Here is a 19,744-nt window from a genome sequence, read left to right on the forward strand (position 1 = left end):
CCGTGAGGCCTAGCACACGGCGACGCTGCTCGCCTGGTACGAGAACAGTCCCGGCGACCCCTGCTTCTCCTTGTGCCAGAAGCGGTACTTCTGGTAGATCCCGAGGGCGTTCGGGCTGACGCGTTCCCCGACCAGCCGGTAGGCCATGATGCTGCTGCCTTCGGCCACGATGTAGTCACCCGAGCGTGATGGGCCCGCCGCCGCTCCCGTTGGTCCGTTCACCGATGCCCCAGTTGGTCAGTGCCGGCCCGATGGGCGGATTGGTGCTGTGACTGCCCATCGTGCAGCGCCAGTCCAACGCCATGGCAGACGCCGGCCCACCGCAGACCAGCGTCGTAGCGGCCGTTCCCAGCACCAGCGCGGCCGAGGCCGCCCGGGTGATCGCCTTGTTCACTGTCGGCCTCCGAACGATTCGGGGTACGCCCCCAGGTCTCCGGACGCCCCTCATGGCCCGATCAACGCCGGATCAGTGCGACAGCACGACGATCGGCACTTTCCCCCCGGCGGGTTTATCGCGAGCGACCGCGCCCCGCTGCCCGGCGGATTCGTGTTCGGCATCGGCCACTGACGGAGTGAGAGCAGCATCGGGCGATCACGCCCGGGCCGGATACCCGCCGTACCTCGGCTGCGGTATCGTGCATGGCATGTCCGGCGCTTCTGCTGCGGCTGCCGCCGCTGTGACCAGGACGCTCCGCTAGCGGCGGGGCGTTCTTCTTCCACTTTCCACTGAACGTTCCGTCGCTTCGTGGTCAATCCGGAGCGGCCGTTTCGTGCTGCCCGGGATATCCCCGAGCAACGGAGCATTTCTGTGGGGTCACCCCTTCTCTTCTCTCGCCAGGGCGGTTCGTCGCCGGTGCGGGCATGGCTGGTTCTGAGCTGCCTGGCCATGTTGCAGTTCCTCATCGCGGTCGACGTGACCGTGGTCAACGTCGCGCTGCCGTCCATCGGCCACGATCTGGGCGCGGACGCCCGCCGCCTGACATGGGTGGTCGTCGGGTACACGGTCACAGGCGGCGGCCTGCTGATGCTCGGCGGACGGCTCGGCGACCTGCTCGGCAGGCGGCGGGTACTGCTGGCGGGCACCGTCCTGTTCGGGGCGGCGTCGCTGCTGGCCGGCATCGCCCCGTCATTCACCCTCCTCGTGGCGGCGCGGCTGATGCAGGGCGCCGGTGAGGCGCTGGCGCTGCCCGCCGCCATGGCGGTGATCGTGCTCATGTTCCCCGAGGGGCCGCGCCGGTCGCGAGCGCTGGGTGTGTGGGCCGCGGTCGCGAGCAGCGGTCTGGTACTCGGCTTCGTGCTCTCCGGGGTGGTCACGCAGCTTCTGGGCTGGCGATGGATCTTCCTGGTGGCCGTTCCGTTCATCGTGTTCGTGCTGGCGGCCACGATCCTGCTGGTCCCCGCCGACCCGCTGGGCCGGCGCGTCCGGCTCGACCTGCGCGGGTCGGTGCTGCTGACCGCGGCGCCGCTGCTGTTCGCGCTGGGCGTCGTCGAGGCCGGGCAGGACGGCGGACTTGGCCGACTGTCGCCGGTGGCGCTGGCCGGGGCGGCGATCGCCGGGGTGCTGTTCGTCGTGACCGAACGCCGTGCGGCCGACCCGCTCATCCCTCCCGGATTCTTCCGCAACCGGGCCCGCGTCCTGGCCAACCTCGCGACCGCGCTGCTCAGCGCCGCCCTGTCCACCTCGTTTCTGCTGTTCACCTATCACCTGCAGAACCGGCTGGGGCTCAGCCCGCTGGCGGCCGGGCTCACCCTGCTGCCGTTGGCCGTCTCCCTCATCGCCGCCGCGACGTTCGTGCCACGGCTGCTCGGGCGGTGGGGGGCGCGCGTCTGCGCCGTCACCGGGATCGGGCTGACCGCACTGGGCATGGCCGCCATCGCCGCCGCCCCTGCGGGGGCGCACGTTCTCGCGACGGTTTCGGCGATGGTGCTGATCGCGGCCGGGATGGGCTTCGGGCTCGTCGGCCTGCAGTACGCCGCCGTGACCGGCGTGACCGGAGACGACGCGGGGGCCGCCGCAGGCGTCCAGCGCGCGGCCGACCAACTCGGCGGTTCCACCGGGATCACGGTCTACATCGGCGTCGGTTTCGCTCCGGCCCTTGCCGGCATCGACCCGTTCCTCACGAGCAGCGCCCTTGCCATCGTGGGGCTCGCCGCCGCCGGGTTCATCGCCTGGCGCATCGCCCTGCCCGCGCACTGAGAGATCCGGCCCCGGCCTGGTGACCGGCGGGCATCGTGCCTTTGTTCAACGCGCTGACCTCCGGTCACTGTGGCTTCCGGTGCAGGCCGGCCAGGCGGACGACGGCCGTGAACCCGTCGTCGGTGCCGGGCCAATGGGCGCGGACGGCGTCCAGGCCGGCCCGGCGTACGACGCCGCGGAGCACGGCGGTGACGATGATGGCGTCGTCGGCGTAGCCCAGCTCGGGGATGAAGTCCGGGATCAGGTCGATCGGGAATGCCAGATAGGCCAGCAGCAGACCGAGCCGCACCCGCACCCCGCGCGGCAGGGTGCGGTCCGCGGCGAGCCGGCGGAGCAGACGCAGCACGTCCGGCAGCACGCGCAGCGCTTCGCGCAGCGGCCCGCCGCGCGGGCGGGCGATGAGCAGCGTGATGAGGAGCGCGAGCCAGGTGAACGCCAGGGCGGCGGCGATGCCGATGAGCAAGGTCCCACCACAGCGAACCGGTCATGGCCGGTGCACCACGCGCGGCGGCGGTGTCTCGGTGATCGGGAGCAGTGCGGCCTCCTGGATCGCGGCGATCTTGGCAAGCCAGGTGCGGAAGCGTTCGAGGTCGGCCTCGGCGTAGGTGAGGCGGCTTGGTGCCCGTTCGCCGGCCGGTTCCTGCCGAAGCCCGGGCAGGCATTGTGGCACCTCGGCGTCGCGGGCGGCGTTGAACTCGGCGATCACCGCCCGCTCCTCGGCCCGGGCGGCGAGCCGCCGGACCTGCTTGTGGACCTCCGGCCGGGCAGGGCAGGCAGATCGACTGCTGCAGGTACAACGCACCAAGTGAGCGCAGCTTGCGTCACACCTGGACCCGTAGCGTGCCCGCAACAGTCGCGGGTGCACGTCGTCTGTCACACGACCACGTTACGGGCGTTACAACGACTTGGGCCGGCCGAGTTCTCGTCAGCAGCGATGAGTTCTTCCCGTTTCGGGAGTCTTCACCTCAACGACCATGACGAGAGGACTCCTGTGACCTACGACGAGACGAAAAGAGGGACCGGACGCGCGGCCGGCCTCTGGCCGTTGGTGCACGCCGAGCGGGCGGCCCTGGCGGCGGATCTGGCGGATCTGACCGATGAGCAGTGGGCGACGCGGTCGCTGTCCACCGCGTTGACTGTGCGCGAGGTACTGGCGCACCTCACCGCGGCGGCGAGCCTCAACGCCGTGCGGTGGATGGTGGGCGTGATCCGCTGCCGGTTCGATTTCGACAAGCAGGTCGCGATGCGGCTGGCCGAACAACTGGGCGCGAGCCCGGCCGAGACGCTTGAGCGGTTCCGCCGCGTCGTCACGAGCACCACCAAGCCGCCCCTCCCGATCATGGCGATGCTGGGTGAGACGATCGTGCACGGCGAGGACATCCGGCGACCGCTGGGTATCCGGCACGAGTACCCGATCGGGACCGTCACCCGGCTGGCCGAGTACTACCAGGGCTCGGACCAGGTCGTCGCCGCCAGAAAACGGATCACCGGGCTGCGGCTCACCGCGACCGACGGTCCTTTCGCCACCGGTTCCGGCCCGTTGGTGTCCGGTACCACCCTGGTACTAGTGATGGCGATGACCGGGCGCTCGGTGTACTGCGACGAGCTTGACGGCGACGGCGTCGAGATCCTTCGCGGGCGGCGCGACCTGACGTGACCCGGTGCTCCAAGCCCTTCCGCACGCCGGCCGGCCTTCCCCCGCCGCTCAAAAAGTGATATCACTTTGCTAGCAAAGTGAAGTCACGTAGAAGGGACCGACGATGGTGAACACATCGGGCGAGGCCGCACTTGAGGCCGCCGTCGTGGAAATGCCCGCGCCGCGCACGAGCGAGCACCCCGTGCGGGCGGCCAACGGGTTCGTGATGCTGGGGGTGGCGACGGCGCTGACCCTTGCCGGGATCGCGCTGCTCGTCATGGGGATCGTCATGCTCGCCTCGGGGGCCGGGCAGGGCGGTATGTGGGTGGTCATCGCGAGCGTCCTGGTGATCCTGCTCGGCTTCTCCACGTACTTCGGCCTCACCGCGGTGGCACCGGGCGAGGCCAGGGTGGTGCAGTTGCTCGGCCGGTACGTCGGCACCATGCGCACCCCCGGCTTCCAGTGGGTCAACCCGATCACTGTGCGGCGGCGGGTGTCCACGAGGATCCGCAACCACGAGACGGGCGTGACGAAGGTCAACGACGCGGACGGCAACCCGATCCAGATCGCGACCGTGGTGGTCTGGCAGGTGCAGGACACCGCGCAGGCGGTCTTCGAGGTGGACGACTTCGTGGAGTTCGTGGCCATCCAGGCGGAGACGGCCGTGCGGCACATCGCGGGCAGCTACCCCTACGACGCGCACGGCGAGCCGAGGCTGTCACTGCGGGACAACGCCGACGAGATCAACGAGCGGCTGTCCACGGAGATCGCGGCCCGGGTCGCCTCCGCCGGGGTGAAGGTCATCGAGTCGCGGATCATCCATCTGGCGTACGCGCCCGAGATCGCCCACGCGATGCTGCGCCGCCAGCAGGCCGGGGCGGTGGTGGCGGCCCGGCAGCGGATCGTCGAGGGCGCGGTCGGCATGGTGGAGATGGCGCTGGACCGGCTCGCCGAGCACGACGTGGTCGAGCTGGACGAGGAGCGCAAGGCGGCCATGGTGAGCAACCTGCTCGTGGTGCTGGTCGGTGACCGCGACACCCAGCCCGTGGTCAACACGGGCACCCTCTACCAGTAATCACCGTGGAGCGGAAGAAGATCCTGCTGCGCCTCGACCCGGTGGTCCACGACGCGCTGGCCAGGTGGGCGTCCGACGAGCTGCGCAGCACGAACTCCCAGATCGAGTTCCTGCTGCGCAGGGCCCTTTCCGAGGCCGGGCGCCTGCCCGACGGGGTGGGGCGGATGCGGCCACGCGGACGGCCGAAGAAGGCGCCGGGGGACGCCACAGAGGACGACGACACAGATCAGAAGGCAGAAGGGGAGCAGGCGGATGGAGACGGCGCGAGTGGAGCATAGTGAGTCACTGACCCGATCGGCCTTCCTGCTGGCCTTCGACCTGCGGAAGGAGAAGCTGACCCAGCGGAGCGCGCTGGGCTACCTGCTGCGCGCGGCCACCCTCGCCGAACTACTGCTGGCGGGCAACCTGGCCGACGAGTCGGGCAAGGCGCGAGTGCTCACCGCCCCGGCCGCCGAGCCGGGCTCGCTGCGAGCCATCGTCTGGGAGCAGATCTCGAACGCGCCGCCCCGCTCGTGGCGGCGGTGGGTGCAGAAGGACAACGGCAAGGCGGTCCGCGTGGTACGCGACGAGCTGGCGGCGGCCAGGCTGATCAGCGTGGAGCGGCGCCGGATCCTGGTGTTCCCGGTCGAGCGGATCACGCTGCGCAAGGCGTACCTGTCGCGCAGGCTGGCCGAACGCGTCGGCCGGGCCATCCGCGGCGGCCGCCCGGTCGGGCACCTGGACGAGGACGTCCGCGTTCTGGCGGCGCTGGCCACGGCTGCCCGGCTCAAGACGGTGGCCCCCTCCTGGCGGGAGGCGCGCCCGCGCCGGGACCGGATCCGGCGGCTGTCCGCGCCCATCGAGCCGATCACGACCGCATTGCGCAAGAGCGTCGAAGCGGCCGATTCGGCGAGCGCGGCCGGCTGACCGGCGTACCACGCGGCACCGAACGGCGACGCCGGTCGGCGGGCGGACCGGGCGTGCCCGATTGACCTTCGACGTCGTTTGTACTTTCGTTGTCATCAGGAGTGAACGCAGGCCCCGCGCACCGCACCTGACAACGGGAGCCACCGAACGCGATGTACGGCCTGTGCCGGACGATCCTGCGTTCGCCCTGATCGATGCAGAACCTGCGCAAGAGGCGGGCACCATCCCCGCCACCGGCACGACACCGTTCGGCCACGGCGATCGGCATGAATCGCCGGCATGCTCCAGGAATACGCACAGGCGTAACGTCGCCCGCTGGGAGGAGCGTGACCCGACCCCGGCCGCCCGCCGCGCGACCTCGCCGAACACGCCCGCGACCCCCATCGCGGCGTCCACCTCGTAGGAGGCATCACGTGATCCGGACGATCAAGATCCTCGGCGCGGCACTCGCCGTGCTGCTGCCGGTCCTCGCCATCGGCGGCCCCGCGAAGGCCGCATCCGACCAAGGGGCCACACAGGTGGCGGCGTCCCCGACGCCCCCGAAGTACCCCACGACGATCTCCTTACCGAACGGGTTCCGGCCCGAGGGCATCGCCACCGGCCCCGGCCCGTACGCCTACTTCGGCTCCCTGGGCGACGGTTCCATCTACCGCGCCGACCTGCGCGACGGAAGCGGCGCGATCATCAGCCCCGGGCCCGGGACGTCGTCGGTCGGGATGAAGACCGACCGGCGCGGGCGGCTGTTCGTGGCGGGTGGCGGGAGCGGTGGCGCGCGCGTCATCGACACCCGTACCGGCCGGATACTGGCCTCCTACCGACTGTCCAGCGTCCCGGCGCTGATCAACGACGTGGTCGTCACCCGGGACGCCGCCTACTTCACCGACTCCACCAACCCGGTCCTCTACAAGGTGCCGCTGAACGGCCGGCGGCTGCCCGACGCCGCGACACCGATCCCGATCACCGGGGACCTGGTGTACCGGCCGGGCTTCAACGCCAACGGCATCACGCCGACCCCGGACGGCCGGGGCCTGATCGTCGTGCAGTCGAACACCGGCGGCCTGTTCCGTGTGGACCCGTCCGGTGCGACCCGTCAGATCGACCTGCACGGTGAGACGCTGCCCGCGGGCGACGGGCTGCTGCTGCTCGGCCGTACGCTGTACGCGGTGCAGAACCAGCTCAACTCCGTGGCCGTCATCCGGCTGAACGCGGAGGGCACCGAGGGCCACCTCGAGCGGCGGGTGACCGACCCCCGCTTCGACGTACCGACCACGGTGGCCGCCTTCGGAAACCGCCTGTACCTCCCCAACGCCCGCTTCTCCACCCCGCCGACCCCGGAGACGCCGTACACCGCCGTCGCGATCCCGCGCCCCTGAGCCAGACCCTGCCCGGGGCCGTTCGTGATCGACGCTGACCAAGAGGTCGCGCTCGTGGCATCGGCTGGCGAGCGCGACCCGGTCAGGTGCGGGAACCTCATGGCCTGATCAGCGAGGCATAGGCCGCGCGCACGTCCGCCGTGGACGACTTCACATACTTCTCCGAGGGCGGGCCGGGGTCGATGCCGTAGTAGGTGTAGTGGATGCGGGCGGGGCAACTGGAGCCGCCGATCTGGAGGCCGGTCCTGGACACGAGCTTCCCGGTCGGTACCTCATAGACGCGCACGGAGACCTTTCTCTTCCGGAACGCCACCTTCTCCAGCGGGCCCACGGTGTGGATCGGCTCGTTGCGCACCGGCCCGCGCGGTGGGCCGTGGCGGCGTCCTGCTCGATGCGTGCGGCATCGATCCGCGGCGCACCGACGGCGACCAGGACCGGGACCACGACGCCGAGCGCGATCAGCCGCTGCCTTCCAGCCCCGTCGTGTGCTACGACCAGGTGCCCGGTGCGCCACGATCGCCCGCCCGCCAGGTACCAGCCGTGCACGGTGACGGCCGCCCACCACAGGAGCACCACCCCCTGGAACCACACGGCCCGCGCGACCAGGGCGTGGGTGATGACCAGCGCGATCGTGACCGATGCGATCCCGGCGGCGAGTCCGCGCCGCCCGAGCATCAGGTATCCGGCGCTGAGCAGGGAGGCGTTGGCGAGCGCCACGGCGTACGGGTCGCGGGCCGTGCGTCGCGTCCGTTTTGGCGCGATCCATCAGGATGGCCGCCGGAACCCCCCGGTATCGGATCCATGGTGGCACCCACCTCCCACGATCGTCGCGGACCGCATCCCGGCCAGGTCCCAAAAGTAGGCGCCGGCGCGGGGGAGGGGTCCCCGCGTTCGGGCGGGGGCTCAGAAGCGGCCGCTGACCAGGTCGGCGTCGTAGGCGAGCAGGGCCGCCTGGGTGCGGTTGGCGCAGCCGAGCTTGCCGAGCGGCCGGGACACGTACCCCTTGACCGTCGTCTCGCTGAGGAACAGCCGGGCGCCCGTCTGGGCGTTCGACAGGCCCTCGGCCAGGCAGGTCAGCACGTCGATCTCACGCTCGGTCAGCTCGGCCACCAGGGCCTTGGCGGCCTGCTTGGCGGGCGCTTCCGGCGCGAACGTGGCGACCAGCCGCCGGGTAAGGGCCGGGGAGATGACGGCGTGCCCGTCGGCGGCCACCCGGACGACGTCGGTGAGGTCTTCAGGGTCGGTGTCCTTCACAGGAAGCCGACCGCGCCCGCGCGGAGCGCGCGGGCGACGTACTCGTCCAGGTCGAACGTGGTCAATATGATGATCTTGGGTGGTTCGGGGAGCGCGCAGGCGCGTTCGGTGGCGGTGAGGCCGTCCACGCCGGGCATGCGGATGTCCATCAGCACGACGTCCGGCCGCAGGCGCACCACCGCTTCGAGGGCCTCCGCGCCGTCGTACGCCTCGCCCACCACCTTCAGGTCGTCCGTGCGGGACAGGATCGCCCGCAGGTGGGCGCAGACCATGCGCTCGTCGTCCACGAGCAGGACCTCGATCATGCCCGGCCCCCGCCGGCCGGTACCGCGAGGCGCGGGCCGCCGCGGTCGGACGGCGGCGCGGTGTCCTTGCCCGGTAGTACGGCCAGCAGCTCGAAGCCGCCGTCGCCGGTGGGCTGCGCGCTGAACACGCCGCCGACCAGGTCCACCCGCTGCCGCAACCCCAGCAGGCCCGTGCCGGACGGCGGCAGGTCGCCGGGAACGCGCCCGGCGGCCGGCCAGTCGGGCGCCCGGTTGCGCACCGCACCCCGCCCTCGTGGCGGCCCAGCCGTACCTCGATCGGCGCGCCGGGCGCGTGCTTGCGCGCGTTGGTCAGCGCCTCCTGCACCACCCGGTACGCGGTACGGCTGAGCGGCGCCGACACCTCGATGGCCGCGTCCTGGTGCAGCGTTACCGGCAGCCCCGACTCGGCGACCAGGCGCGAGACGTCGAGCAGCGTCGGTGTGGGACTGAGCTCGGCCGATCCGCGGTCGTGCAGAACGCCGACCACCTCCCGCAGCTCGGCCAGGGCCCGCCTGCCGGTCGCCCGCAGGTCTTCGGCGGCCTCGCGCACCTCCTGTGTGGGCGCGGCCATGCGCAGCGAACCGGCCTGCAGCACCATCAGGCTGACGTGGTGGGTGACCACGTCGTGCATCTCGCGCGCCAGGCGGGTGCGTTCCTCGGACCGGGCCTGCTCGACCCGGAGCCGCTGCTCGCGTTCGGCGCGTTCGGCCCGTTCGGCGAGCGCGGTGTTGAGGCGGCGCTGGGTGTCGGCGTACAGGCCGAGCACGGTGGCGGGCACCACGATGAGGCCGCAGATCGACAGCAGCGTCAGCACCTCGGCCGGCGTGCCGGCCTCCCAGGCGTGGCTGAGCACCAGCAGGGTCAGCGCGGCCGCCGCCACCAGCAGCCGCCGGTGGCCGCGGTGGGCACCGAGCGCGTAGAGCGCGAAGGGCGTGGCCAGCGGCACCTCGACGTAGCACAGCGGAATCAGCGCCAGCGCGACCGCGCGGCACCCCATCGGGGGCTCGTGCGGGCCCGGCGCGGCGCGTGAACATCGGTGCTCATGAACGAATTTTCGGCGGAGCACGACCCGCTGAGCAGGCAGGAAGCCCGCGCCGTGCTCGGGGTGACGGGGGAGCGGGGCAACGCGCCGCCGCTGTTGCGCACGCTCAGGGAGCACGGGGCGGGGCTGTCCTTCATGGCCGCGCTGACGCTCCTGGCCGTCGTGGACACGTTCCAGACCCAGGCGTTCAGCGTGCTGGCGCCCGAGGTCGCCGACTCCCTGGCGATGAGCCCCGGCCACCTGTCGGCGATCATCGCAGTCCAGGCGGCGGCGGTGGGCGTGGCGCCGTTCGCGGTGGCGGCGTTGCCGCGCCGCTACCCGCACCGGGTACGGCTGGCGGTCGGCACCGCGTTCGCGTGGAGCCTGACGACGCTGTGCACGGGGGCGGTCTCGGGGCCGGTCTCGCTGGCCGCGCTCATGGTGGTGAACGGCGCCACGACCGGCGCGGTCGCGTTGCTGCATCCGCCGCTGCTGATGGACGCCTACCCGCCGGGGGCCCGGATGCGGGTCATGTCGCTGTACTCGGCGTCCACGCCGCTGGCGGGCATCCTGTCGCCGCTGGTCATCGCGGCGCCGGTGTCGTGGGCGGGGATGGACTGGCGGGCGGTGTTCGCCACGCTCGGCGTACTGTCGCTGGCGGCCTGCCTGTACGCGCTGCGGCTGCGCGAGCCGGAGCTGGGCCGCTGGGACGTCGGCGCGCTGCGCGCCCGCGCCGGAGCATCCACCCTCCAGAGCACGGACGACCAGGCGGGCGAGCCGGTGGGGCCCGAGTCCGGGTTCTGGAGCACCGTGCGCCGCGTCCTGCGCATCCACTCCATGCGGCGGATGTGCGTGGGCTTCGCGGCGATCGGCGCGCTGGCCGTCCCGTACGGCGTGGCCGTCTCCATGTTCCTGGAGCAGGAGTACGGCCTGACCCCCGCCCAGCGGGGCGTCTTCTCCAGCGCCGCCGCGGCGGCGTCCATCGTGGCGCTGGCGGTCTTCGGCCGCCGCGCCGAGGCCGCCTACCGCGCCGGACCGGCTCGGTTCATGGCGCTGTCCGGCGGCGCGCTGGGGGCCGCGGCGCCGGCGTTCGGGCTGTCTGCGGTGATCAGGAACCTGTGGGTCCTGCTCGTCCTGCTGGCCGTGGGCCAGGCGCTGCCGGCGGTGATCGGGCCGAGCCTGTTCATCGGCGTGCTGTCCGTGGTGCGCCCGGCCGACCGGGCCCACGCGATGGCCGCCGTGGGCCTGGTCAGCGCGTCCGGGGGCTGATCGGCGCGGGGCTGCTGGCGCTGGCCCGGTCGAAGCTCTCGTTCCAGAACCGCTCGAACCCGCCGGTCCACTCGTGGACCGGTCGCAGCCCGCGGGCGTCCAGGCCGTACAGGCGCTGTTTTCCTGCCTTGCGGTCCCGCACCAGTCCCACTTCCCGGAGCACCCGCAGGTGTTTGGACGTCCGCGGCTGGGTCATCCCCAGTTCCTGGGCCAACTCGGTGACCGGCCGCTCACCCGCCCGCAGCAGCGCCAGGATCTCCCGGCGCTGCGGCTCGGCGATCGCGTTGAAGACGTCCGACGTCGTCGCTGCTCGTGCCATGGCCGCCATCATATGCCGATATCGGCATGCGTCAATCCAGGGAACGAGGCGGGTCTTGTCAGATGACGATCGTGACCCTTGCCGGCGGCTGACGGTCGCGGCGGCCAAGGCGATCAGCGGCGTCCACACCGCGATCGGCTCTTCCCGGATGGGGGCATGGCTGGTGGCGCCAGGTCAAAATTCTTGGGGATTGGATAGGGTATCCACTGAAGCCGGATTCTCTCCATTACTCAAGATCGATGTCACCGTCAATGGCGGTTATAGAATCACCACGGCTCGCCCTCCCCTGACGGGTGGGTGTTTTCGGTGAACACGAGTCTTCGGCTGGTGGAATTCACTCCGCATTGCCGTGGACCACGCGTCTCCCGTGCGGTCGGCAGGGATGTTATGGCTGGCTTGGGGGTATGGCGGGAAGAATGTCCGCCGGTGGCTCTAACATCGCCTGCATGACTGACATCGCCCCGCCCCCGGGGTATCGCGTTATCACCGCCGAAGAGGCGGAGGAGATTTTCTCCATCTCGGACCACGTGGCTTATCCGTACGAAGAATTCGCCGATGAGCAGGAGATCCGCCTTTACGAGGGCGGCCTGCGGGTGGCGCGGGATCTGGAGCCGGTGTCCGACGATGACCGGGTGCCGTACAACGTGATCGTGGACGGCGACCTGACCGTGGACGGCGACCTCACGTGGTGGGACGGGTCCTCCGGCAACTTCCTCCTGGTCACCGGCGACCTGCGGGCGCGCAACGTGGGCCTGGCCGGATGTCCCGACGTCGTCGTGCGGGGCGACCTGGTGGTGAGCGGCGGAGTTCACGGCAGTTCCGGTGACAACGGCGGGGCCCTCACGGTGAACGGCCGGACCCAGGGGCAGATCGTCATCAACACGAGCTACTTCAACATGTCCTTCGGTGAGCAACCGGACGCGCTGCTCGTCGGGGATCCCTCCAGCACGAGCCGCCCGGTCGACTTCACGGACGAGGAGTTCGAGGCCATGCTGCTGCCCGAGCTGCTCAAGGACGGCTTCATGGACACATGGAAGGTCGTGGCGGCGCTGTCCGCCGGGCGGCCGATCTCGGTCGCGGACATGCTGCCGAGTCACAAGGCCGCGGTCAAGGAACTGGAGGCGTTGTCGGAGCGTGCCGCCGAGGTCACCACGCTCGACCTTTCCAACCGCAAGCTGCGCCGGCTGCCCGAGCAATTGTTCGCGTTCAGCGACCTACGCGTGCTGTCCCTCGCCGGCAACGGCGACATCGACGAACTGGACGAGCGTATCGGGGACCTAGTGTCGCTGGAGAGGCTCGACCTGTCGGGTATCGGCCTGCGCAGCCTGCCGGCGACGATCGGGAGGCTGCGCAACCTGCGTGACCTCGACATATCAGGCAATCAGCTTGACGCTCTCCCCGACGCGATCGGCCGCCTGACCCGGCTGGAGACTCTGCGCGCGGAGTGCCTGACGTGCGCGGTTCCCGATGTGCTGGACCGGTTGCAGCACCTGCGCGAAGTGAACCTGTCCGGTCTGCAGCCGGGGGAGTACCACGAACAGGTGGACTTCCCGCTGCCCGTCACCCGGCTGCACGGCCTGAAGTCGCTCGATCTGACGAACGTGTGGCTGTCGTCCATCCCCGAGGACCTGCTCCAACTGACGGATCTGGAGGAACTGGCGCTGAGCGGCTCACTGTCCAGCGGGATCGAGGGGCTGCCGGACTTGGCGAGACTGCCCCGGCTGCGGGTGTTGCGGCTCAGCGGAAACACCCCGTGGGTCTTCCAGCCGGAGCCGAGCCGGGACCTGCTCGCCGGGGTGTGGGCCATCGCCACGCTGGAGCACCTGGAGATCGACCGGTGGGGCGAGAAGGCCGATGAGGGCCGTGTGGGACGCACCGCGTTCACCTCGTTGCCGGATGACGCCTTCGCGCGCATGCCCGGGCTGCGGCGGCTGGGCCTGTCCTTCAACGAACTCACCAAGCTGCCGGAGTCGTTCTTCGCCCTGACCCGACTGGAGAACGTCGATCTGCAGCACACCAAACTGAGCAAGGCGACGCTCGGCCGCCTGCGCGCCGCGTTTCCGCAGGTGAAGATCGATCTGCGCGATGTGAAGACGGCGAAATCCGGTGGCGACGACCCCACATGGCGGACCGTGCACGCCCTGGTCAAGGCCGGTTCGGCGGCACTCGAACGCGATGACCACCCGGGCGCGGTGAGCTCCTTCGAGGAGGCGCTGACCCGCTGCGTTCCCGGCACCGGTTTCTCCGACCACGACCGTTTCTACGCCCTCTACGGGCTCATCGACGCGCTGGGGCACTTGGCCGGCTCCACAGGTGACGACCGACCCGCCATCGTCGGCAAGCTCATCGGCTACTCCGAGCAGGCGCTTTCCCTGGTGCCCGACGTGATCTGGCACTACACCGACGAGGGGGCATTCCAGGAGGAGGTGGTGCGCCGGGCGGGGAACGCGCTCGCCTGGCATCTGTTGCAGGCGGGAGAGCTGGAGCCCGCGCTCGCCGCCGTCCAGCGGGCCCTGTCGGTGGCCGCGAAGCCCGAGTACGACCACGTCCGTGACACGCAGGTACGCATCCTGCTCAAGATGGGCCGCACCGACGAGGCGTACGCCGTCGTCGATCAGGTGCTGACTCGCGACCCGGCCTTCCGGGACTTCGCGGACCTCGCCGGGTCCTCGGGCTTCCAGCAGTGGCGCCGAGGCCGGCGTCCATAGCGCCGGTGTGACGTCGCAGACTTTCGCTTTACTGCCGACTCAATTGAATGTAGTCATGACTCTATGGAAAGTGGGACCAGGCGTTCGTACCGCATGAGCGCCCGTTCGGCGGCCATGGAGGTCACGCGTACGCGTGTGATCGAGGCGGCGGCCGCGCTGTGGATGCGCCAGTGGTTCGACGACGTCACGTTGCAGCACATCGCCGATGAGGCGGGGGTGTCGGTACAGACGATCGTCAACCACTTCGGAGGCAAGGAGGGGCTGGCCGACGCCGTCGCCGAGTGGGTGGCCTCGCAGACGGCGGTCGCCCGCCAGGCGCCCACCGGCGACGTGGCGGCGATCGTGACCGTGCTCTTCGCCGACTACGAGCGGCACGGCGCCGCCAACGTCCTGTGGACCGCGCAGATGGACCGTGTCCCGGTGGCGGGCCGGGCGGCCGCCCACGCCCGCGCCCAGCATCGGGCCTGGCTGGAACAGGTCTTCGCCGACCGCCTCCCCGCCCCGGGCCCCGACCGCGAGCACGCGCTGAACCTGCACCACGCCGCCACCGACATCTACCTGTGGAAACTGTGGCGGCACGACCTCGGCCTGTCTCGCGCGGACGCCGAACGCGCCATGTGCGACCTGCTGACTTCGATCGACCCCCGAAAGAGAAACAATGCGTAAGAACTTCCTTTTCGCCACCTGGGCCGGCGGCGGAGCCGTGCCGCCCACCCTCTCGGTCGCCCGCGCGCTGCGCGAGCGCGGCCACGGCGTCCGGGTGCTGGGCGACAGGTCGCTGCACGACGAGGTGGCCGCCACCGGCGCGGAGCCGATCACCTGGACGACGGCGCCCCAGGGCGACACCACCGACCCGGCCGGTGACCTCCTCAAGGACTTCGAGGCCCGCACGCCGATGGGCGCCTTCGCGCGGCTTCGTGACCGTTTGGTCTGCGGCCCCGCGGCGGACTTCGCCCGCGACACCCTGGCCGAGCTGCGCGCGCGTCCGGCTGACGTGCTGGTCACCGACTTCTCGCTGCTCGGTGCGATCACGGCGGGCGAGGCGGCCGGAATCCCGGTGGCGGCGCTGGGGACGACCCTTTATCCGTTCCCCGCCCCGGGCGCGCCGCCGTTCGGTCCCGGGGTCAGGCCCGCCACCGGTGTCCTGGGGCGGCTGCGCGATCGGCTCCTGGAGGAGATGATCATCAAGCCGTGGGCCAAGGGACTGCCCGCGCTCAACGCCGCCCGCACCGCCAACGGTCTGCCGCCCGTGGATTCGGTCATCGACGCGTTCGGCCGCGTCGATCGGTTCCTCGTGCTGTCCCCGCGGGCGCTGGACCACCCCGGCCGGCGGTTCCCGTCCTACGTCCGCCACGTCGGGGCGCGGCTCGACGATCCCGCGTGGGTCGGGGAACTGCGGCTGCCCGAGGGGGAGGCCCCACTGGTGCTGGTCAGCCTGAGTTCGACGTTCATGAACCAGCGCGAACTGCTCCGGCGCATCGCCGATGCCCTCGGCCGGCTGCCGGTACGCGGGCTGCTGACCACCGGCCCGGCCGTGGACCCGGCCACGGTCCACGCGCCCGGCAACGTCCTGGTCACCTCGGTCGCCCCGCACAGCGCCGTGCTCCGCCATGCCGCTGTGACGATCACGCACGCCGGCCACGGGACGGCCGTCAAGTCCCTGGCGGCGGGTGTGCCCATGGTGTGCGTACCGCTCGGGCGCGACCAGGGCGAGGTGGCCCTGCGCGTCGCCCTCGCCGGGGCAGGGATCACCGTATGCAAGAGCGCCTCACCCGGCACCATCGCCCGCGCGGTCGGCCGGGTCCTGCACGACCCGTCCTACCAGCGCCAGGCGCGGCGCCTGGCCGCCGAGATCGCCGCCGAAACGGCGACCGACCGGGCCGTCACCGAACTCGAAGACCTCGCCGAACGAGCGCCCGGCCCATCACCCACCCTGTCCGGCTGATCCCGGGGAGCCGGGATCTCGCGCACCGATAACCTCTCGGCCATGACGGCCTTCGACGTGATCGAGCGGTTTCCGGCGGCAATGGCCGACCGGGCCGGAGCATGGGACTTCATCCGTGGGTTCGCGGCGACATGGCGATCTCCGCTGACCGAAGACGACGGCTGGCCCGAAGCGGATCTGGATGCCGCCGAGGCGCGACTCGGCCTGCGCCTGCCCGCCGCGCTGCGGGAGGCGTACCTGCTGTTCGGCCGCCGCACCGACCTGACCAGCCTGCAAGACGTGCTGTTCGGCCCCGCCCATCTCGCAGTCGAAGATCAAGCGCTGATGTTTCGCGCGGAGAACCAGTCCGCGGCCTTCTGGGGCATCCCGATCACTGAGCTGGACCGGCCCGACCCTCCGGTGGTCATCCGGACCGGCATGGCCGACAAGGCCGCCGAGAGCTGGGAGGGGTGGCTGGACCGCTTCTCACACGCCTGCGTGGAGATCGTGTTGTCGGAATCGCTTTTCTCCTCCGAAGACCTCGGGGACAACCGGGAATTCGACGAGGACGAAGCCGCCACGCTGGAGCGGCGCTTCACCCGGCTGCCGCTGCCTGAGTACCCGATGTTCCAGACCTCGGTTTCAGGCATCCGCTGGTTCGCCGGTCCGGACCTCATCATCCGCGACGACGCCCGCACCTGGATCTGGGTCCGCGCCCGAACCGCTGACGCACTCGCCCGGATCCGTGCGGAACCGCCCGGTGAGTGGATGATGGACGACTCCTACTGAGCTCCCCATCGGTCGTGATGGACGGCGGCCTGGATTGGGCGGCGGCGGCGCCAGCCGTGTCGTTCCAGGTCGGGGTCGCCTTCGAGGTGGGTGACGGGGCCGAGGCACAGCCAGGCGACCGGGCGGACCTCGGCGGGGATGCCGAGCAGGTCCCGCACGAAGGGCTCGCGGTAGAACGACACCCACCCCACGCCGAGCCCTTCGGCGGTGGCGGCCAGCCAGAGGTTCTGGATGGCCAGGCACACCGAGTACAGGCCGGCGTCGGCGATGGCGTGGCGGCCCAGCACGGCGGGGCCGCCTCTGCCCTGGTCATAGGTGACCACGATGGACAGCGTCGACTCGCGCACCCCGTCGATCTTGATGTGAGCGAACCGCCGGGCGGCCTCGCCGTCGAGGGTGGCGGTGTAGGCGGCCCGTTCGTGCCGGACGTGCTCGTGGAAGGCGGCGCGGATCGCGGTGTCGTGTACCACGATGAAGTCCCACGGCTGGGACAGTCCGACGCTGGGGGCGGCGTGCGCCGCCGTCAGCACGCGGTGCAACACCTCCTGCGGCACGGGCGCGCCGGTGAACTGGCCGCGCACGTCGCGGCGGCGGTGGATGACGTCGTACAGATGGCTGTTCATGGGCAGGCTCCCGCTGCATGGCCCCCATCAGAGGGGGCGGTGGGCGCGAGGCCGGTCTTCGGACTCCCGGATCAACGCCTGACCGCCCGCCTTCCCGGCCCTTGCGGGCCAGTGGCCGTGCTTCGCACCTGGGCGGCGACTTCCCGGTCACCGCGGCGGGCCCGTGCCGGAATCACACCGGCTTCCCGATTCTCCTCGCGATCGCGAGGCACCTCGCAACAGTTCGCCGAGCAGTACCGTACCGTGGCGACCCGCACCGCTGCCCAGGGGCCCCGAGTTCGGCCCCGGAGCCCGCCTTCGGTCATGCCCTTCCGGCGACGGGCAGTACCGGTTCCAGCCGGAACATGCCCGTGACCATCTCCGCCGCGTCCTCCGCCGGTCGTGTCCGTCCGGCCACGGCGTCCAGGACATCAACGGTCGTGATCATGCCGACGAAGGCTCCGCCCGCCGCCATGACCGGTACGGCGTCGCAGCCCGCGTCCCGCATCACCGTCGCAACGTGCGGCAGGGATGCGTCCTGGCGGACGTGGGGGATGCGCCGCCCGCTCAGCAACCGGCGCAGCGGCGTACGGGACTGCGCCTCCGGCCCGCCCGTCCAGGACGCCGCCAGGTCCTCCTTGGTGAGGATGCCCAGCAGCAGGCCGTGCTCGTTCACCACCGGCAGGTGGTGGATGCCCGCCCGGCGCATCAGCTCCCAGGCCATCAGTGGGGATTCCTCCGGCCGGACGATCACCAGGGCCCGGCTCATCACCTGCCCGGCGGTCAACGTCTCATCCATGGCCATCCCCCTTTCAATGCGGCCAGGCCCAGTCCGGGCCCAGTCCGGGCCCAGGCCGAGTCCTCGCCGTGGTCGCCGGTGTGGGCGCGGGCCCGCAGTCGATATCGTTGAGCTTCGCCATGTCGAACGGCGTGGTGGTGGTCCCCTCCTCCTAATACCCGCGTACGTGCGGATTGTCGTGCCCGCGGCGGCGGCAGGTCAGCCGGTGGTGAACAGGGCGGCGGCATCCGATCCGGCAGCATGGCCCGGTGCGCCGCGTGCGCAGTACGATCATCGGCGGGCGGCCCGTGGGATCGCTCGTCGCGACGGCACCCATGCTTCGACCCTCTCCTCGCCGGCCGGAGGGCCGGTTACCGTCGAAAACAGGATTCGTGTTCTCCTCGTGGACGACCATGAGGTGGTATGGCGGGGCGTGGCCACGCTGCTGGACGGCGAGGACGACATCGAGGTGATCGGCGAGGCGGGCACCGCCGTCGCCGGTCGCAACCGCTTCGATCCGATCGTCGATGATCTGGACGCCGAGACCACCCGGCCGGTGATGCCTCGGGGACGTGGCCGCCCGCGCGGGCTGTGGGCCGGGTCAGTGGGCCAGGGTGAGCACCGAGACGCTGTGGGAGCCGGTGTTGGTGAGGTACAGGAACCTGCCGCCGGGGCCGGAGGCGGTGTAGCGCGGGTCGTCTCCGACGGCGACCTCGCCCAGGACGGCGTTGGTGCGGGTGTCGAAGATGTTCACGGTCTCGGAGCCGGAGTTGGCGACGTACGCCGCTCGTCCGCTGGGGGTGAAGGCCGTTGTCCGTGTCGCCCCGGGCGCCGGGAGTGCGGCGCGCGGGTCGCGGTGATGGCGTGCGGCGTTGACTCATGAAAACACCTCAACGAGCATTGACTCAATGGAGATTGATAGAAATGCCTCGCCGGAACGGGTCGCCCTGCATCAGGCCCTGGCCGATCCCGCGAGGCTGGCGATCGTCGATGCCCTGGCCGTCGGTGATCTGGCACCGGGAGAGCTGGGACGCCACCTGGATCTGCCGTCCAACCTGCTGGCCCACCACCTGCGTGTACTGGCACAGGTGGGTCTCATCGCCCGCGGCCGCTCCCATGCCGACCGCCGCCGTGTCTACATCCGGCTGATCCCCTCGGCGCTGGAGGCCGTGCACCGGCGCCGGGTTCTCACGGCGTCGCGGGTGGTGTTCGCGTCCACCGGCAACGCCGCCCGCTCGCCCCTCGCCGCCGATCTGTGGACATCGCGCAGCGCCGTCCCGGTCACCTCCGCCGGCACCCGGCCGGGTCCCGGCCTCAACCCCCGCGCGATCAGCGCCGCCCGCCGTCACGGGTTGAGCCTGGAGCGGCAGGGCACCGCGGACGTCCGCGACGTGATCACCCCCCACGACCTGGTCGTCGCCGTCTGCGACAACGCCTACGAAAAGCTCGACCCCGGCCTGCGGCGCGTCCACTGGTCGGTCCCCGACCCCGGTCCGGTCGACACTGACGAGATCTTCGAGGACGTCCTGGCCCTGCTCACCGAGCGCGTCGACCGGCTGGCCGCCCTGACCGCCATGGCGCCCGGCCC

Annotated in this window: 23 protein-coding genes, 4 pseudogenes and 1 riboswitch; of the genes and pseudogenes, 13 read left to right on the forward strand and 14 right to left on the reverse strand. The window is 71.2% G+C overall.

From position 1 onward, the window contains the following. Positions 1-9 precede the first annotated feature (9 nt). Together C1I98_RS41060 and C1I98_RS00510 are read right to left on the reverse strand one after the other, a co-directional pair. Positions 10-168: a hypothetical protein gene (locus C1I98_RS41060; RefSeq protein ID WP_158557813.1), complete on the reverse strand. Its 159-nt coding sequence runs from the start codon at positions 166-168 to the stop codon at positions 10-12. Positions 169-175: 7 nt separating this feature from the next. Next, a complete protein-coding gene (locus C1I98_RS00510) occupies positions 176-394 on the reverse strand; it encodes a hypothetical protein (RefSeq protein WP_111165049.1) in 219 nt (72 codons plus the stop codon). A gap of 459 nt (positions 395-853) precedes the next feature. Between C1I98_RS00510 and C1I98_RS00515 the strand changes: the two genes are divergently transcribed. Further along, positions 854-2,197, forward strand: a complete 1,344-nt coding sequence (locus C1I98_RS00515; RefSeq protein WP_233506911.1) for an MFS transporter — start codon at positions 854-856, stop codon at positions 2,195-2,197. Between the two features lie 64 nt (positions 2,198-2,261). Here C1I98_RS00515 and C1I98_RS00520 read toward each other — a convergent pair whose 3' ends face one another. Together C1I98_RS00520 and C1I98_RS00525 are read right to left on the reverse strand one after the other, a co-directional pair. Further along, positions 2,262-2,660 carry a YkvA family protein gene (locus tag C1I98_RS00520; protein WP_111165050.1) on the reverse strand — a complete coding sequence of 133 codons (399 nt, stop codon included), beginning with the start codon at positions 2,658-2,660 and terminating at the stop codon, positions 2,262-2,264. A gap of 21 nt (positions 2,661-2,681) precedes the next feature. Then, positions 2,682-3,002, reverse strand: coding sequence for a hypothetical protein (locus tag C1I98_RS00525; protein WP_233506913.1), 321 nt, complete (start codon positions 3,000-3,002; stop codon positions 2,682-2,684). A 186-nt stretch (positions 3,003-3,188) separates the two neighbouring features. On the opposite strand from C1I98_RS00525, the gene C1I98_RS00530 reads away from it, so the two are divergent. The 5 genes from C1I98_RS00530 (at position 3,189) to C1I98_RS00550 (ending at position 7,187) form a co-directional block, all read left to right on the forward strand. Next, positions 3,189-3,854 carry a maleylpyruvate isomerase family mycothiol-dependent enzyme gene (locus C1I98_RS00530; RefSeq protein WP_233506914.1) on the forward strand — a complete coding sequence of 222 codons (666 nt, stop codon included), beginning with the start codon at positions 3,189-3,191 and terminating at the stop codon, positions 3,852-3,854. Positions 3,855-3,957: 103 nt separating this feature from the next. Beyond that, entirely contained in the window at positions 3,958-4,908 is a 951-nt protein-coding gene (locus tag C1I98_RS00535; RefSeq protein WP_111165052.1) for an SPFH domain-containing protein, read from the forward strand. Beyond that, positions 4,908-5,186: a type II toxin-antitoxin system antitoxin gene (locus C1I98_RS00540; RefSeq protein ID WP_111165053.1), complete on the forward strand. Its 279-nt coding sequence runs from the start codon at positions 4,908-4,910 to the stop codon at positions 5,184-5,186. The genes C1I98_RS00535 and C1I98_RS00540 overlap by 1 nt, the downstream gene beginning before the upstream one ends. Next, positions 5,176-5,814, forward strand: a complete 639-nt coding sequence (locus C1I98_RS00545) for a GPP34 family phosphoprotein (RefSeq protein ID WP_158557815.1) — start codon at positions 5,176-5,178, stop codon at positions 5,812-5,814. Before C1I98_RS00540 ends, C1I98_RS00545 begins: the two co-directional genes overlap by 11 nt. A gap of 413 nt (positions 5,815-6,227) precedes the next feature. After that, positions 6,228-7,187, forward strand: coding sequence for an SMP-30/gluconolactonase/LRE family protein (locus C1I98_RS00550; protein WP_233506916.1), 960 nt, complete (start codon positions 6,228-6,230; stop codon positions 7,185-7,187). 97 nt (positions 7,188-7,284) lie between these two features. Here C1I98_RS00550 and C1I98_RS00555 read toward each other — a convergent pair whose 3' ends face one another. The 5 genes and pseudogenes from C1I98_RS00555 to C1I98_RS45460 form a co-directional block, all read right to left on the reverse strand. Continuing rightward, the gene (locus C1I98_RS00555) at positions 7,285-7,542 is read right to left on the reverse strand and encodes a hypothetical protein (RefSeq protein WP_111165056.1); all 258 of its coding nucleotides are present in this window, start codon (positions 7,540-7,542) and stop codon (positions 7,285-7,287) included. Positions 7,543-8,090: 548 nt separating this feature from the next. After that, positions 8,091-8,441, reverse strand: a complete 351-nt coding sequence (locus C1I98_RS45245) for a response regulator transcription factor (protein ID WP_306461828.1) — start codon at positions 8,439-8,441, stop codon at positions 8,091-8,093. After that, positions 8,438-8,746 carry a response regulator gene (locus C1I98_RS45250; protein ID WP_306461829.1) on the reverse strand — a complete coding sequence of 103 codons (309 nt, stop codon included), beginning with the start codon at positions 8,744-8,746 and terminating at the stop codon, positions 8,438-8,440. The genes C1I98_RS45245 and C1I98_RS45250 overlap by 4 nt, the downstream gene beginning before the upstream one ends. Beyond that, positions 8,743-8,985, reverse strand: coding sequence for a hypothetical protein (locus C1I98_RS42535; RefSeq protein ID WP_111165057.1), 243 nt, complete (start codon positions 8,983-8,985; stop codon positions 8,743-8,745). The genes C1I98_RS45250 and C1I98_RS42535 overlap by 4 nt, the downstream gene beginning before the upstream one ends. A 287-nt stretch (positions 8,986-9,272) precedes the next feature. After that, positions 9,273-9,743: pseudogene (locus C1I98_RS45460) on the reverse strand (histidine kinase); the annotation flags it as partial. A 45-nt stretch (positions 9,744-9,788) separates the two neighbouring features. Here C1I98_RS45460 and C1I98_RS00575 point away from each other — a divergent pair. After that, positions 9,789-11,036, forward strand: coding sequence for an MFS transporter (locus tag C1I98_RS00575; RefSeq protein ID WP_111165058.1), 1,248 nt, complete (start codon positions 9,789-9,791; stop codon positions 11,034-11,036). Here C1I98_RS00575 and C1I98_RS00580 read toward each other — a convergent pair. Continuing rightward, positions 11,017-11,355, reverse strand: a complete 339-nt coding sequence (locus C1I98_RS00580; protein WP_111165059.1) for an ArsR/SmtB family transcription factor — start codon at positions 11,353-11,355, stop codon at positions 11,017-11,019. The two genes, C1I98_RS00575 and C1I98_RS00580, sit on opposite strands and share 20 nt — an antisense overlap. A gap of 446 nt (positions 11,356-11,801) precedes the next feature. On the opposite strand from C1I98_RS00580, the gene C1I98_RS00585 reads away from it, so the two are divergent. The 4 genes from C1I98_RS00585 (at position 11,802) to C1I98_RS00600 (ending at position 16,776) form a co-directional block, all read left to right on the forward strand. Then, positions 11,802-14,063: a leucine-rich repeat domain-containing protein gene (locus C1I98_RS00585; protein ID WP_158557817.1), complete on the forward strand. Its 2,262-nt coding sequence runs from the start codon at positions 11,802-11,804 to the stop codon at positions 14,061-14,063. Positions 14,064-14,156: 93 nt separating this feature from the next. Further along, positions 14,157-14,729 (forward strand): TetR/AcrR family transcriptional regulator, encoded by a 573-nt coding sequence (locus tag C1I98_RS00590; protein ID WP_158557819.1) that lies wholly within the window; start codon positions 14,157-14,159, stop codon positions 14,727-14,729. Next, positions 14,722-16,008: a glycosyltransferase gene (locus C1I98_RS00595; RefSeq protein WP_111165062.1), complete on the forward strand. Its 1,287-nt coding sequence runs from the start codon at positions 14,722-14,724 to the stop codon at positions 16,006-16,008. Before C1I98_RS00590 ends, C1I98_RS00595 begins: the two co-directional genes overlap by 8 nt. A 42-nt stretch (positions 16,009-16,050) precedes the next feature. Beyond that, a complete protein-coding gene (locus C1I98_RS00600; RefSeq protein WP_111165063.1) occupies positions 16,051-16,776 on the forward strand; it encodes an SMI1/KNR4 family protein in 726 nt (241 codons plus the stop codon). Here the strand turns inward: C1I98_RS00600 and bluB are convergent. The 3 genes and pseudogenes from bluB to C1I98_RS46500 form a co-directional block, all read right to left on the reverse strand. Then, positions 16,770-17,399 (reverse strand): 5,6-dimethylbenzimidazole synthase, encoded by a 630-nt coding sequence (bluB, locus tag C1I98_RS00605; protein WP_111165064.1) that lies wholly within the window; start codon positions 17,397-17,399, stop codon positions 16,770-16,772. The genes C1I98_RS00600 and bluB overlap by 7 nt on opposite strands. Positions 17,400-17,431: 32 nt before the next feature. Next, positions 17,432-17,630: riboswitch (cobalamin riboswitch) on the reverse strand. 70 nt (positions 17,631-17,700) lie between these two features. Then, the gene (locus C1I98_RS00610; RefSeq protein ID WP_233506921.1) at positions 17,701-18,177 is read right to left on the reverse strand and encodes a CBS domain-containing protein; all 477 of its coding nucleotides are present in this window, start codon (positions 18,175-18,177) and stop codon (positions 17,701-17,703) included. 97 nt (positions 18,178-18,274) lie between these two features. After that, positions 18,275-18,385: pseudogene (locus tag C1I98_RS46500) on the reverse strand (phosphoketolase family protein); the annotation flags it as partial. Between the two features lie 159 nt (positions 18,386-18,544). Between C1I98_RS46500 and C1I98_RS43440 the strand changes: the two are divergent. Beyond that, a pseudogene (locus C1I98_RS43440) lies at positions 18,545-18,653 on the forward strand (DNA-binding response regulator); the annotation flags it as partial. 104 nt (positions 18,654-18,757) lie between these two features. On the opposite strand, the pseudogene C1I98_RS00620 reads toward C1I98_RS43440, so the two are convergent. Continuing rightward, positions 18,758-18,943, reverse strand: a pseudogene (locus C1I98_RS00620) (YncE family protein); the annotation flags it as partial. Positions 18,944-19,064: 121 nt separating this feature from the next. Between C1I98_RS00620 and C1I98_RS00625 the strand changes: the two are divergent. Then, on the forward strand, positions 19,065-19,744 hold a 680-nt coding region (locus tag C1I98_RS00625), incomplete at its 3' end, for an arsenate reductase/protein-tyrosine-phosphatase family protein (RefSeq protein WP_111165067.1).

Source organism: Spongiactinospora gelatinilytica (genome assembly GCF_003236385.1).
Taxonomy (GTDB): Bacteria; Actinomycetota; Actinomycetes; order Streptosporangiales; family Streptosporangiaceae; genus Spongiactinospora; species Spongiactinospora gelatinilytica.